The organism is Lentzea sp. NPDC051208 (assembly GCF_040682435.1).
GTDB classification, from domain to species: Bacteria; Actinomycetota; Actinomycetes; order Mycobacteriales; family Pseudonocardiaceae; genus Lentzea; species Lentzea kristufekii.
This window is the reverse complement of the sequence record NZ_JBFBAW010000007.1, coordinates 341,504-355,304: the sequence shown is the minus strand read 5'-3', so window position 1 is coordinate 355,304 and position 13,801 is coordinate 341,504. Positions and strand designations below refer to the sequence as shown.

The 13,801-nt window shown below is 70.4% G+C and carries 10 protein-coding genes; 9 read left to right on the top strand and 1 reads right to left on the bottom strand.

Going from position 1 to position 13,801, the window contains the following annotated elements:
* Positions 1-187 precede the first annotated feature (187 nt).
* The 6 genes from sucC to purH all read left to right on the top strand — a co-directional run bounded on the left by sucC (position 188) and on the right by purH (position 7,039).
* Positions 188-1,354, top strand: a complete 1,167-nt coding sequence (gene sucC, locus AB0M48_RS19650; protein WP_363843668.1) for an ADP-forming succinate--CoA ligase subunit beta — start codon at positions 188-190, stop codon at positions 1,352-1,354.
* Positions 1,355-1,359: 5 nt separating this feature from the next.
* Entirely contained in the window at positions 1,360-2,247 is an 888-nt protein-coding gene (gene sucD / locus AB0M48_RS19645) for a succinate--CoA ligase subunit alpha (protein ID WP_090005237.1), read from the top strand.
* 208 nt (positions 2,248-2,455) lie between these two features.
* Positions 2,456-3,166, top strand: coding sequence for a DUF5336 domain-containing protein (locus AB0M48_RS19640; RefSeq protein WP_363843664.1), 711 nt, complete (start codon positions 2,456-2,458; stop codon positions 3,164-3,166).
* 118 nt (positions 3,167-3,284) lie between these two features.
* Positions 3,285-4,796, top strand: coding sequence for a DUF6350 family protein (locus AB0M48_RS19635; RefSeq protein ID WP_363843661.1), 1,512 nt, complete (start codon positions 3,285-3,287; stop codon positions 4,794-4,796).
* Between the two features lie 45 nt (positions 4,797-4,841).
* Positions 4,842-5,459, top strand: coding sequence for a phosphoribosylglycinamide formyltransferase (purN, locus tag AB0M48_RS19630; protein ID WP_363843998.1), 618 nt, complete (start codon positions 4,842-4,844; stop codon positions 5,457-5,459).
* On the top strand, positions 5,456-7,039 hold the full coding sequence (gene purH / locus AB0M48_RS19625; protein WP_363843658.1) for a bifunctional phosphoribosylaminoimidazolecarboxamide formyltransferase/IMP cyclohydrolase: 1,584 nt from the start codon (positions 5,456-5,458) through the stop codon (positions 7,037-7,039). Before purN ends, purH begins: the two co-directional genes overlap by 4 nt.
* Positions 7,040-7,089: 50 nt before the next feature.
* On the opposite strand, the gene AB0M48_RS19620 is transcribed toward purH, so the two are convergent.
* On the bottom strand, positions 7,090-7,698 hold the full coding sequence (locus AB0M48_RS19620) for a hypothetical protein (RefSeq protein WP_363843655.1): 609 nt from the start codon (positions 7,696-7,698) through the stop codon (positions 7,090-7,092).
* A gap of 363 nt (positions 7,699-8,061) precedes the next feature.
* Here AB0M48_RS19620 and AB0M48_RS19615 point away from each other — a divergent pair, with 363 nt between their 5' ends.
* From AB0M48_RS19615 to AB0M48_RS19605, 3 genes are read left to right on the top strand one after another with little or no spacing between them, the layout of a single operon-like run.
* Entirely contained in the window at positions 8,062-8,856 is a 795-nt protein-coding gene (locus AB0M48_RS19615; protein WP_363843652.1) for a hypothetical protein, read from the top strand.
* Positions 8,853-10,355, top strand: a complete 1,503-nt coding sequence (locus AB0M48_RS19610; protein ID WP_363843649.1) for a DNA polymerase Y family protein — start codon at positions 8,853-8,855, stop codon at positions 10,353-10,355. The genes AB0M48_RS19615 and AB0M48_RS19610 overlap by 4 nt, the downstream gene beginning before the upstream one ends.
* 60 nt (positions 10,356-10,415) lie before the next feature.
* Positions 10,416-13,703: an error-prone DNA polymerase gene (locus AB0M48_RS19605; RefSeq protein WP_363843646.1), complete on the top strand. Its 3,288-nt coding sequence runs from the start codon at positions 10,416-10,418 to the stop codon at positions 13,701-13,703.
* Positions 13,704-13,801: the final 98 nt, after the last annotated feature.

The window sequence follows — 13,801 nt, the reverse complement described above, 5'->3', positions numbered from 1 at the left end:
TCTGCCCCGGCGTGCGCGTGCGCGTGATCGACCTCACCGCAGTTGAGACCGACCTCACCGGTGGTGACGTGCGAGCGGTAGCCGCAGGTCGATAGTGTCTGGGCCCAGCCGCGTCAAGTGGGTTCGCTTGGCCCCTTGAGGACCACCCAGGCGCGGTGTTCCGACACCGACGTCGCAGGAGACCCGAGTGGACCTGTACGAGTACCAGGCGAAGGACCTCTTCGCCGCCCACGGCGTCCCGGTACTGCCGGGCGATGTGGCTACCAACCCCGAAGACGCCAAGGCCATCGCCGCGAAGTTCGGCCAGGCCGTCGTCGTCAAGGCCCAGGTCAAGACCGGCGGCCGCGGCAAGGCCGGTGGTGTGAAGCTCGCTTCCACCGCCGAGGAGACCGAGGAGAAGGCCAAGGCCATCCTCGGCCTCGACATCAAGGGGCACATCGTTCACCGCGTTCTGGTGACGCCCGCCTCCGACATCGCGGAGGAGTACTACTTCTCCTTCCTGCTCGACCGCGCCAACCGCACCTTCCTCGCCATGGCGAGCGTCGAGGGCGGCATGGACATCGAGGAGGTGGCCGCGACCAAGCCCGAGGCCCTCGCGAAGATCGCCATCGACGCCATCCAGGGCGTCGACGCGGCCAAGGCCAGGGAGATCGCGGACGCCGCGAACTTCCCGGCCGAGGTCAAGGACCAGGTCGTCGACGTCATCGTCAAGCTGTGGGAGACCTTCGTCGCGGAGGACGCCACGCTCGTCGAGGTCAACCCGCTGGTCCGCGACCCGCAGGACAAGATCGTCGCGCTCGACGGCAAGGTCACGCTGGACGAGAACGCCGACTTCCGCCACCCGGCGCACGCCGAGCTGGTCGACAAGGCGGCGGAGAACCCTCTCGAGGCGAAGGCCAAGGAGAAGGGCCTCAACTACGTCAAGCTCGACGGCGAGGTGGGCATCATCGGCAACGGTGCCGGTCTCGTGATGTCGACGCTGGACGTCGTCGCGTACGCCGGTGAGCAGTACGGCGTGAAGCCCGCGAACTTCCTCGACATCGGTGGCGGCGCGTCCGCCGAGGTCATGGCCAACGGCCTGGACGTCATCCTCGGTGACGAGGCCGTCCGCTCGGTCTTCGTGAACGTCTTCGGCGGCATCACCGCCTGCGACGCCGTCGCCAACGGCATCGTGAAGGCGCTGGAGATCCTCGGCGACTCGGCCACCAAGCCGCTCGTCGTCCGCCTCGACGGCAACAACGTGGAGGAGGGCCGCGCGATTCTCGCCGAGGCCAACCACCCGCTGGTGACCGTTGTCGACACGATGGACAACGCGGCCGCCAAGGCCGCCGAGCTCGCGGCTGCGGGGGTCTGAGTCAGATGGCTATCTTCCTCAACGAGAACAGCAAGGTCATCGTCCAGGGCATGACCGGTGCCGAGGGCACCAAGCACACCAAGCGCATGCTCGCGTCCGGCACGAACATCGTCGGTGGCGTGAACCCGCGCAAGGCGGGCGAGAAGGTCGACTTCGACGGCACCGTCCTGCCGGTCTTCGGCACCGTCAAGGAGGCCATGGAGGCCACCGGCGCGAACGTGACCGTGATCTTCGTCCCGCCGGCCTTCTCGAAGGCCGCCGTGGTCGAGGCGATCGACGCCGAGATCGAGCTGGCCGTCGTCATCACCGAGGGCATCCCGGTGCACGACACCGCCTACTTCTGGGCGCACGCCGTCGCGACGGGCCACAAGACCCGCATCATCGGCCCGAACTGCCCCGGCATCATCAGCCCCGGCAAGTCGAACGCCGGCATCATCCCCGCGAACATCGCGGGCAGCGGCAAGATCGGCCTCGTGTCGAAGTCGGGCACGCTGACCTACCAGATGATGCACGAGCTGCGGGACTTCGGTTTCTCCACCGCGATCGGCATCGGTGGCGACCCGATCATCGGCACCACGCACATCGACGCCCTGGAGGCTTTCGAGGCCGACGAGGAGACCGTCGCGATCGTGATGATCGGTGAGATCGGTGGCGACGCCGAGGAGCGTGCGGCCGCGTACATCAAGGAGAACGTGACCAAGCCGGTCGTCGGCTACGTCGCGGGCTTCACCGCCCCCGAGGGCAAGACCATGGGCCACGCCGGCGCCATCGTCTCGGGCTCGGCGGGCACCGCGCAGGCGAAGAAGGAGGCCCTCGAGGCCGCCGGGGTCAAGGTCGGCAAGACGCCGTCCGAGACCGCCGACCTGATGCGCGAGATCATGCAGGGTCTCTGACGAACTCCGCTTTCAGGAGTGTCACCGCACGCGGGGACCTTTCGTACCGACATTGAGTACGAAAGGTCCCCGCGTGCGTTCGGGGGCAGAGTACTTTTGGAGGCTGGACGTCGCTCGGATGGCGGAACCGGCGTGTGCCGGTCACCGTCTGAGCAACGCATCAGTTAGCGTCTCGCGACGCACCCTGGTTTGAGGAGGAGACCTCGACATGTCCGTGCCTTACGGCGCACCCCAACAGCAGCCGCCGGGTCCGGCACAGCACCAGGCTCCGCCGCCGGCCCACGGGGCCCCCGGCGCCAACAACATCAACCTGGCCCTGATCCTCCCGCTGGTGGCGGCAGGTCTCGGCCTCGTGGCGTACCTCGTCGCGTTCGCCGACGACGTCAGCGGCAACGTGACGTACCTGCTCGCCGCGGGCCTGCTCGCCGGCCTCTCGGTGCTCCCGAGCACCCCGAAGGGCTTCGTCCCGGTCGCCGCGGTCCTGGCGGCCGTGCAGATGTTGCTGCAGCTGCAGGGCATCATCAAGTCGCCGTCGGTGCAGGGCCTCGACATCGTCCTGCTCATCGTCGCGCTGCTCGAGACGGCCGCGATCGTGCTCGCGTTCCTGCTCGCCGAGGGCATCGTCAAGTTCGAGCCCAAGCCGGCGAACCCGTACGCGGGTCAGCAGCAGGGGCAGCCGGGCGGCTGGAACCCGCAGTCCGGCGCGTTCCCGCAGCAGGGTCAGCACCCGCAGCACGGTGCGCCCCAGCAGCAGGCCCCGCAGCAGCCGCAGTTCGGCCAGCAGCAGCAGTTCGGTCAGCAGCCGCAGCAGCCGCAGCAGCCCGGCCAGCCGCCGCAGCAGACCAGCTTCATGCCGCAGCCGGGCCAGTTCGGCTCGCCGGGCACGCCGCCCGGTGGCTTCGGCGGACCGCAGCAGTAAGGTCCGCACACCGTTCGACCTCAGGGGTGGTGCCGGTTCGCCGGTGCCACCCCTGTCGTATGCCCCGGCGTGCCTGCCCTGATTGGCCCAGCCGGCCTGACACAGTGGAGAAGTGCCCGTGCTGCAACGCGATGTGACCCGCGAGGTCAACACCGTGCGCCCACCGGAGTTCTCGCGGTCCGAACGCATGCGCGTGCTCGTCGCCGCGGCGGTCGGATCGGTGGTCGTCGGATACGCCGCGGTCGCCGCGGTCCTCGCGCTGGTCTCCGCGACGGCCACGTACGCCGACTTCTCCACGTCGGGTGTGCTCAGTGCCGCGGCGCCCGCCTGGCTGGCGGCGCACCACGTGCCGTTGCGCTTCGACTCGGGCCAGCTCGGCGTGCTGCCGTTGCTGCCCACCGCGCTGCTGATGCTGCTGGTCGGCCGCACCGCCGCGGGCACCGCGGACCGCCTGGGCCTCTACGAACCGCTGCAGGCCCGCGGTGTGGTGCTCAGCATCGCCGGGTCGCACGCGATCGTCGGCGGCGCGATCGCGCTGGTGATGGGCGAGGGTGTCGTGCGTGCCACACCGGCGGTGGCGTTCTTCGGGTGTGCGGCGGTGTCCGGTCTCGCGGCCACCATCGGTGTCGCTCGTCGCTGTGGCCTGTACGAGGTGGTGTTCGACAAGCTCGACCCGGTGGCGCTGCACGGACTGCGCGCCGGCGTCATGGCGTTGTTCGCGCTGGTCAGCGTTGGCGCGCTGACGGTGGCCGCCGGTCTCGCGGCCTCGTGGTCGCGCACCGGTGAGCTCTTCGCGGGGGCCGGTCCGTCGTTCGGCGTCGGCCTCGGCGTGTTCCTGCTCTGTCTCGGCTACCTGCCGAACGCGATCATCGCGGGCTTCTCGTACGTCGTGGGCGCCGGGTTCTCGATGGGCGGGGTCGTGGTCTCGCCGCTGAAGTTCGTCGGTGGCCAGGTGCCGCCGGTACCGCTGCTGGCGGCCATGCCGGAGAACGAGTTCGTGTGGAGCCCCGCCGTGCTGGCGGGCGGCGCGGTGATCGGCATGCTGGTCGGCTGGACCTGCCGCAAGGTGTCCGACCGGCCGACCTCGCGGCTGCGCGCCGTGCTGGTGGCCGCGATCACGGCCGGCGTGGGCAGCCTCGTGCTCGCCGCGACGGCCGGTGGACGGCTGGCGGGCGGCGCGTTCGACCCCGTGACGGTGCCGGCCGGCCTGCTCGCGCTGCTCGTGGCGCTGTGGGTGCTCCTACCGGGTGCGCTGGTGGCCTGGCTCGCCGGCAGCCGCAGGAAGGCCGTGGCGGCGGACGGTGCCGCCGAGTTCGTCGAGCCGGACTACGACGAGGAGACCGCCGACCAGGACGTCGTGTTCGAGGACGACGAGCTCACCGACCAGTTCGAGCAGCTCGAAGTCGTGGACGCCGACGAGTTCGAGGTCGACGAGGACCTCGAGGACGACGACTACTACGACGAGGAAGAAGAGCCCGAAGACGTCGAAGACGTTGAGGCCGAACAGGAAGACGACGCCGAACCGGAAGCGGAAGAGGACCTCGGCGAAGAAGAGGACCTTGATGCGGAGTTCGACGAAATGCTCGGCATGGAGGCCGAGGAGGACCTGGACGGCAAGCCGGGACGGTGACGTCCTAGGCTGCTCCTGAGCTGCTGCAACGACCAGGAGTAGACGCTGAGCACCGAACTTCGGCTTCCCACACCGGCGCGCGTCGTCGTACTCGTCTCCGGTTCCGGAACCCTCATGCAGGCGTTGCTGGACGCCGACCTCCCGATCGAGGTGGTCGCCGTCGGCGCCGACCGCGAGAACATCGAGGGCCTCAAGCGCGCCGAACGCGCGGGGGTGCCCTGCTTCGCCGTGAAGCTGCGCGACCACGCCGACCGCACGGCCTGGGACGCGGCGCTGACCGAGGCGGTCGCGTCGTACGAGCCCGACCTGGTCGTGTCCGCCGGCTTCATGAAGATCATCGGTGAGCAGTTCCTCGCCCGCTTCGGCGGCCGGATGATCAACACCCACCCCGCGCTGCTGCCGGCCTTCCCCGGCGCGCACGGCGTGCGGGACGCACTGGCCTACGGCGTGCACGTCACCGGTTCGACGGTGCACCTGGTCGACGCGGGCGTCGACACCGGCCCGATCCTCGCGCAGGAGGCCGTGGTCGTCGAACCCGGCGACACCGAGGAGACCCTGCACGAACGCATCAAGGTCGTCGAACGCCGGCTGCTCGTCGAGACAGTCGGCCGACTCGCCCGTGAGGGCTGCACCGTGAACGGACGAAAGGTGAGCATTCCGTGACGACTCCTGGGAGCACTCCCGCCGAGAGGCGACCGGTCCGCCGGGCCCTGATCGGGGTCTCCGACAAGGCCGGCCTGCTGGAACTGGCCACCGGCCTGCACGCGGCCGGAGTCGAGATCGTGTCCACCGGCGGCACCGCGAAGGTGCTGGCGGACGCGGGCGTCCCCGTGACGCCGGTCGAGCAGGTCACCGGGTTCCCCGAGTGCCTCGACGGCCGCGTGAAGACGCTGCACCCGCGCGTGCACGCCGGTCTGCTGGCCGACCTGCGCAAGGACTCGCACGTCCAGCAGCTGCGCGAGATGGACATCGCGCCGTTCGACCTGCTGGTCGTGAACCTGTACCCGTTCACGCAGACCGTCGCCTCGGGTGCTTCCCAGGACGAGTGCGTCGAGCAGATCGACATCGGCGGCCCCGCGATGGTCCGCGCGTCGGCGAAGAACCACGCCAACGTCGCGGTCGTCGTCGACCCGGCCCGCTACGACTGGGTGCTGGAGAACGTCCGCGAGGGCGGCTTCACCCTGGCCGACCGTCAGCGCCTGGCCGCCGACGCGTTCCGCCACACCGCGTCCTACGACGTCGCCGTGGCGTCCTGGATGGGCAACGCCCTGGCGCCGGACGACGAGGGCAGTGGCTTCCCCGGCTGGGTCGGCGCGACCTGGAACCGGTCGAACGTGCTGCGCTACGGCGAGAACCCGCACCAGAGCGCCGCGATCTACACGCAGGGCGACGGCCGCACCGGCCTGGCGTCGGCGAAGCAGTTGCACGGCAAGGAGATGTCGTACAACAACTACCTCGACGGTGACGCCGCCTGGCGTGCCGCGTGGGACCACGAACTGCCGTGCGTCGCGATCATCAAGCACGCCAACCCGTGCGGCATCGCGGTGTCCGAGCTGAGCATCGCGGACGCGCACCGCAAGGCGCACGAGTGCGACCCGGTCAGCGCGTTCGGCGGCATCATCGCGGCGAACCGCGAGGTCACCGTGGAGATGGCCGAGTTCGTCTCGGAGATCTTCACCGAGGTCGTCATCGCTCCGTCCTATGCGGACGGTGCGGTGGAGGTGCTGCAGCGCAAGAAGAACGTCCGCATCCTCGTGGCCGAGCCGCCCGCCAGGGCCGGCGCCGAGATGCGCCCGGTGTCCGGCGGCCTGCTGCTGCAGCAGCGCGACGCCATCGACGCCTCCGGCGACTCGCCCGAGAACTGGACGCTCGCCTGCGGCAAGCCCGCGGACGAGAAGACGCTGGCGGACCTCGAGTTCGCGTGGCGTGCGATCCGCGCGGTGAAGTCGAACGCGATCCTGCTGGCCAACGACGGTGCCACCGTCGGTGTCGGCATGGGCCAGGTCAACCGGGTCGACTCGTCGCACCTCGCGGTGAAGCGCGCCGGTGAGCGGGCCAAGGGCGCGGTCGGCGCCTCCGACGCGTTCTTCCCGTTCCCGGACGGCCTCGAGGTGCTGCTGGACGCCGGCGTGCGCGCGGTCGTGCAGCCCGGCGGTTCGGTGCGCGACCCCGAGGTCATCGCCAGGGCCGAGCAGGCGGGTATCACGCTCTACCTGACGGGCACGCGTCACTTCGCCCACTGAGTGCTCGCACAAGGGCCGCTTCCCGTTGGGGGAGCGGCCCTTTCGCGTTGCTACAGCTTCGCGACCACCTCTTCGGCGATGCCCTTGGCGGCGGCTTCGAGCTCCGCGGGGTCGGGTTTGCTGTTGGTGAACAGGCCCGCGTCCCAGCCGGAGATGTCGACCTCGACGACGGTGTCGCCCTTGCGCACGACGACCGAGAGCTCGGTGAACGCCGAACTCGTCTCCGCGAGCACCGCCGTGGCTTCGTCGCCGAGCCCTTCGAGCGGTTTCTGCTGCGGGGTGCTCTGGGTGTTGGCCATGTTCTGCCCGACGATCCGGCCGAACTCGGCTTCGGCGTCCTTCTGCCCCTGAGAGATGAAGATCGTGGTGCTGCGCTGGCCCGAGCCGTCGACGCCCTTGGTCTGGTTCCACCCGCAGGTCGTGTGCGTGCCGCTCGACAGCTTCGTCTCACGCGAGCCGAGCCCGTTCGGGTTCGTCGTGCGCGCCTTGGCGAGCGCTGCCTCGGAGACGGTGCCGCACGCCGCGGGCAGCTTGTCCGCGCGCTTGCTGGTGCCGCTGTCCGAGTTGATGTCCAGGTAGATCACGAGGGCGGTGATGATGCCGCCGAGCACCAGCACGCCGAAGAGGATGCCGACGACCAGCGGTGCCTTGCTCTTCACGGGTGGTCGCGGCGGGCCCCAGCCGGGCTGCGGCCCGTGGCCCGGCTGCGGTTGCCAGCCCTGCTGTTGCTGTGGGTGCCAGCCCTGCGGTGGAGGCGGCGGTGGCTGCTGATGCCAGCCGTGCGTAGGTGGTTGGTTCACGATTTCCCCAGTTCCAGTCGCTCTGAGGGCACCGTAGAGGACCTTCCGGACGCGTGTGGCCTTGTCCACCAAAAGGGTGACGCTCTGGGATTGACACAGGGGTGCGCTCGCACGCTACGATCATCTCGTTCGTTCGAACAAGCGTTCGAATAGCAAGTCGCCGAACTTCCCACGGCGGCCGTGCACAGGGGTGCGCACGGTCCGTGACGGGAGGTGGGTGGAGTGTCCAGGTCGGCAACGGCGTCGTTGGCCGCGCTCGGGGTGAACCCGGCCAGCGAGCTGACCAGCACCACCACCGACCACACCACGGGGCGGGTTCTGCCGGTTCGCGGGGAACTGGCGGGCCTGCTCCCGTGGGGCGGCTTGCGGCGGGGCAGCACGGTGTCGGTGGGCGGATCGACATCGTTGCTGCTCGCCCTCCTGGCGGGCGCGACCGCCGACGGCTGCTGGGCCGCCGTGGTCGGCCTGCCCCAGATCGGGGTGCTGGCCGCGGCCGAACTGGGCGTGGCGGTGCAGCGCCTGGCGCTGATCCCGCGTCCGGGTTCCGACCCGGGCCCGGTCATCGCGGCCCTGCTCGACGGCATGGACCTGGTGGCCGTCGCCTCCCCACTACCTCCCTCCCTGGCCCGGCGCCTGACGGCCCGTGCCCGCCAGCGCCGCGCCGTGCTCATCGCCTGCGGCGCCTGGCCCTCGGCCGACGTGGCGCTGACCGCGGAGTCCGTGAGCTGGAACGCCTTGGACGACGGCGCGGAAACGTTGCGGCGTCAGCAGATCACCGTGCGCAGTGGTGGCCGCGGCTCGGCCGGGCAGGCCAAGCACGCGCTGCTGACGTTCGGTGCGGAAGAGATCGAGCTCCCGCTGGTGGCCGGTGGACCGGCCCGCTCCGACGAGCCGGCTGATGCCGGTCCGGGCCGGGCCGACGAACTGGCCGCCAAGCGGGCGGACAGTGCCGCCATCAGGCGGACGGAGGCGGTCGAGCGCCTGGTCAGGCTGGCGCAAAAGGGTCCATCGGCATGAAGGACACGCGTCTGCTCGCGGTCTGGTGCCCCGACTGGCCCGTCATCGCCGCCTGCACCGCCACCGGCACCGCCCCGCACGTGCCGGTGGCGGTGGTCGACGGCAACGAGATCGTGTCCACCTCGGCCGTGGCGCGCAAAGAGGGGATCCGGCGGGCCATGCGCAGGCGCGCGGCCGAGGCGATGTGCCCCGAGCTGATCACCTTCGAGCACGATCCGCAGCGCGACGCCCGGTTCTTCGAGCCGGTGGCGGAGGCCGTCGAGGAGCTCGCGCCCGGCATCGAGGTCGTGCAGCCCGGACTGGTCGCGGTGCCGGCGCGGGGGCCGATCGGCTACTTCGGGAGCGCGGAGCAGGCGGCCGAGCGGATCGTCGACCACGTCGCGAGCCGCACCGGGACGGAGGCTCAGGTCGGCGTGGCCGACAGCCTGTTCGGGGCCACCAAAGCCGCGCACCGCAACGTGATCGTGCCGCCGGATCGGACCGCGGAGTTCCTCGCGCCGTTGGGAGTGCACGAACTCGACGCCCCGGAGCTGGTCGACCTGCTCAGGAGGCTCGGGCTGAAGACGCTCGGCGCGTTCGCGAAGGTGCCGGAGAACGCGGTGGCGTCCCGGTTCGGCGGGCCGGCGACGAGGCAGCACCGGCTGGCGCGCGGGTTGCCCGAACGTCCGCTCGACAAGCGCAGGCCCGCGCCGGAGCTGGCGGTCACCGAGACCTTCGACGAACCGGTCGAGCGGATCGACGCGGCCGCGTTCGCCGCGAAGGTCCTCTCGGAGCGGCTGCACGAGAACCTCGCAGCCCGCGGTCTCGCGTGCACGCGGCTCGGCATCCACGCCCGCACCGAGAACGACGAGGAGCTGGGCCGGGTGTGGCGGGCCGCGGAACCGTTGACACCGAGGGGGATCGCGGACCGGGTGCGCTGGCAGCTCGACGGCTGGCTCACCCGCGAACGCCTCACCTCCGGCATCCGCACGCTCACCCTCGAACCGGTCGAGGTCGTCAACGGCACCGCGCTCCAGCTCGGGTTGTGGGGCCACGACGACGAACGCGCGGTGCGGGCGTTGCTGCACGTCCAGGGACTGCTCGGCCCGGACGGCGTGCTCACCGGGGTCATCGACGGCGGCAGGGGACCGAAGGAGCAGGTCAGGCTCGTGCCGTGGGGCGACGAGCGAACCCCGGTCGCGCACCCGGACCACCCGTGGCCCGGCCGGTTGACCAGGGCGCCCGCGACGCTCGCCGACGACCCCGCGGAACTGAAGGACGCCGGAGGTGCGGAGGTCGGCGTGACCGGCAGGCTCGAACTCACCGCGAGGCCGAAGACCCTGATCGTCAGAGGAAGAACGCGCGAGATCACCGCGTGGGCCGGGCCGTGGCCGGTCGACGAGCGGTGGTGGGCGCCGGACCCGCACCGGGCCGCGCGCATCCAGGTGCAGACGAACGACCAGGCGTTCCTGCTGATCCGCAGGGATCAGAGGTGGTTTCTGGAAGGGGTGTACGACTGATGCAGGACGAGTACTGGGATCTGCTGGAGGCCCTGATCCCGTTGCCGCGCAAGGAAGCCGATGGGCTGGAATAACCCACCGGTCCGCTGGCGGGAGCTGGAACGGGCGCTGTCGGGCAAGCCCTACGAGCAGAAGCCCGACGGCGGCGACGGTCCGGGGTGGGCAAGACGCCGCGACCGCTACACCGCCCCGCCGGGTTTCGCGCTGCACGCGGACGAAATGGCGGTCACCCGCAAGCGCGTCCCGTACGCGGAGCTGCACTGCCACTCCAACTTCAGCTGGCTCGACGGCGCGAGCCACCCCGAGGAACTGGTCGAGGAGGCGCAGCGGCTCAAGCTCGACGCCATCGCGATCACCGACCACGACGGCATGTACGGCGTCGTGCGGTTCGCCGAGGCGGCCAAGGAACTCGGCATGCACACGGTGTTCGGTGCCGAGCTGAGCATCGGACTGAGCAGGCCGGCCAACGGCGAACCGGATCCCGAGGGCGACCACCTGCTTCTCCTGGCACGCCAGCAGGACGGCTACCACGCGCTGTGCCGCACGCTCACCACCGGACACCTCGACGACAACGCCGAGAAGGGCAAACCCGTCTACGACATCGACCAGATCGTCGCCGACACCAAGGGCGACGTCGTGGTGCTCACGGGCTGCCGCAAGGGAACCGTGCGCCGAGCGCTGGTGAGAGAGGGCCCGGAGGCGGCGTACGCCGAGATCGTCAGGCTCACCGATCTGTTCGGCAAGGGACGCGTCTACGTCGAGCTGACCGACCACGGCCTGCCCGAGGACAGCCGGCGCAACGACATCCTCAACGCGATGGCGCAGCAGCTGCAACTTCCAGTGGTGGCAACGAATGCGGTGCACTACGCGACTCCGAGCCGGGGCAGGCTCGCCGCCGCGATGGCCGCTGTGCGCGCACGAAGCAGCCTCGACGACATGGCGGGCTGGCTGCCGCCGTCACCCGCCGCGTTCCTGCGCAGCGGCGAGGAGATGTTCCACCGGTTCCGCCGTTTCCCCGGCGCCGTGCACAACGCCGCGTTGCTCGGCATGCAGCTGGCGTTCGACCTGCGGCTGGTCGCACCGAAGCTGCCGCCGTTCGACGTGCCGAGCGGCCACACCGAGATCACCTGGCTGCGCCGGCTCACCTACGAGGGCGCGCGGCGGCGGTACCCCGACGGCGACGAGAAGGCGTTCCGGCAGATCGAGCACGAGCTGAAGGTCATCGAGCAGCTCGGCTTCCCCGGCTACTTCCTCGTCGTGCACGACATCGTGAACTTCTGCAAGCGCAACGACATCCTCTGCCAGGGCAGGGGGAGCGCGGCGAACTCCGCCGTGTGCTTCGCGCTCGGCATCACCAACGTCGACGCGGTCCGCTTCGACCTGCTCTTCGAACGGTTCCTCGCCCCCGCCCGCGACGGTCCTCCCGACATCGACGTCGACATCGAGTCCGACCGGCGCGAGGAGGTCATCCAGCACGTCTACGCGAAGTACGGCCGCAGGCACGCGGCGCAGGTGGCGAACGTCATCACCTACCGCGCCCGTTCCGCGGTGCGCGACATGGCGCGAGCGCTCGGCCACTCGCCGGGCCAGCAGGACGCGTGGAGCAAGCAGATAGACAGGTGGGGGCCGCTCGGCGCCACCACCGACGACTGCGACATCCCGCGGGACGTGCTGGAACTGTCCGCGCAGCTGGAGAACTTCCCGCGCCACCTCGGCATCCACTCCGGCGGCATGGTGATCTGCGACCGCGCCGTCAGCGAGGTGTGCCCGGTGGAGAAGGCGCGCATGGACAAGCGCACGGTCCTGCAGTGGGACAAGGACGACTGCGCGTCCATCGGCCTGGTGAAGTTCGACCTGCTCGGCCTCGGCATGCTCTCCGCGCTGCACTACGCCATCGACCTCGTCCGCGACCACGAGGGCGTCGACGTCGACATCGGCCGGCTCGACCTCAACGACCAGCGCGTCTACGAGATGTTGCAGAAGGCCGACTCGGTCGGCGTCTTCCAGGTGGAGAGCCGCGCGCAGATGGCGACGTTGCCGCGCCTGAAGCCGCGCGAGTTCTACGACCTGGTCGTCGAGGTCGCGCTGATCAGGCCGGGCCCGATCCAGGGCGGCTCGGTGCACCCGTACATCCGGCGCCGCAACAAGCAGGAGGAGTGGGACTACGACCACCCGTTGCTGGAGAACGCGCTCAAGAAGACCTACGGCGTGCCGTTGTTCCAGGAACAGCTCATGCAGATCGCGGTCGACGTGGCCGGCTTCACCGCCGCCGAGGCCGACGAGCTGCGCCGCGCGATGGGCGCCAAGCGTTCGACCGCCCGCATGGAACGCCTGCGTGACCGCTTCTACGAGGGCTGTGCCGCCCAGGGCATCAACGAGGAGCTGGCCGGCCGCATCTACGCGAAACTGCTGGCGTTCGCCAACTTCGGCTTCCCCGAGTCGCACGCCCTGTCGTTCGCGCACCTGGTGTTCGTGAGCGCGTGGTTCAAGCTCTACTACCCGGCGGCGTTCTGCGCGGCCCTGCTCAGGGCCCAGCCGATGGGCTTCTACTCACCGCAGTCGCTGGTGATCGACGCCCGCCGCCACGGCGTGACGGTGCACGGCCCGTGCGTGAACCGGTCGCTTCCCTGGGCGGGCCTGGAACCGTTCGAGGGCAAGAACGCCGTCCGCATGGGCCTGTCCGCCGTCCGCGGCATCGGCGACGCGGACGCCGAGCGCATCGTTGCGGCACAACCGTTCCGCGACATGGAGGACTTCGGCACCCGAGTGCAGCTCACGGCGGCCCAGGTAGAAGCCCTCGCCACCGCGGGCGCCTTCTCCTGCTTCGGCCTGGAACGCCGCGAGGCGCTCTGGGCGGCCGGCGCGGTGGCCGCGATCCGGTCCGATCGCCTGCCCGGCACCGTGGTCGGCGTCGACGCACCCGCGCTGCCGGGCATGGACGACGTCGAACTGGCGGTGGCGGACGTCTGGGCCACCGGCCTGTCCCCGGACAGCTTCCCCACCCAGTTCGTGCGGTCCACTTTGGACTCGATGGGCGCGCTGCCGGTGGACGCACTGACCTCGGTCGAACCCGGTACGCGGGTGCTCATCGGCGGCGCGGTGACACACCGGCAACGGCCGGCGACGGCGGGCGGCGTCACGTTCCTCAACATCGAGGACGAGACGGGAATGGTGAACGTCGTGTGCTCGCCGGGGTTGTGGGCCCGGTACCGGCGGGTGGCGCGCGGTAGTGGCGCGATGCTCGTGCGAGGTGTGGTGGAGTCGGCCGACGGTGTGATCAGCCTGCTGGCGGACCGGTTGCAGCACCTGGACCTGCGGATCCCGTCGAAGTCACGGGACTTCCGCTGAGCGGGGTGTGCGGGCGTGGCTCGGTCTCCGCTGCCTGGGAGAGGAAGAAACCCATCGCCAAGCCGACGATGAGCGAGAGCAGGACCACCTGGATCACC

What these genes read in the sequence shown, in the direction of transcription:
- sucD (WP_090005237.1), top strand. Translation starts at nt 1,360, where the DNA reads ATGGCTATCTTCCTCAACGAGAACAGCAAGGTCATCGTCCAGGGCATG.
- AB0M48_RS19640 (WP_363843664.1), top strand. Translation starts at nt 2,456, where the DNA reads ATGTCCGTGCCTTACGGCGCACCCCAACAGCAGCCGCCGGGTCCGGCA.
- AB0M48_RS19610 (WP_363843649.1), top strand. Translation starts at nt 8,853, where the DNA reads ATGAAGGACACGCGTCTGCTCGCGGTCTGGTGCCCCGACTGGCCCGTC.
- AB0M48_RS19605 (WP_363843646.1), top strand. Translation starts at nt 10,416, where the DNA reads ATGGGCTGGAATAACCCACCGGTCCGCTGGCGGGAGCTGGAACGGGCG.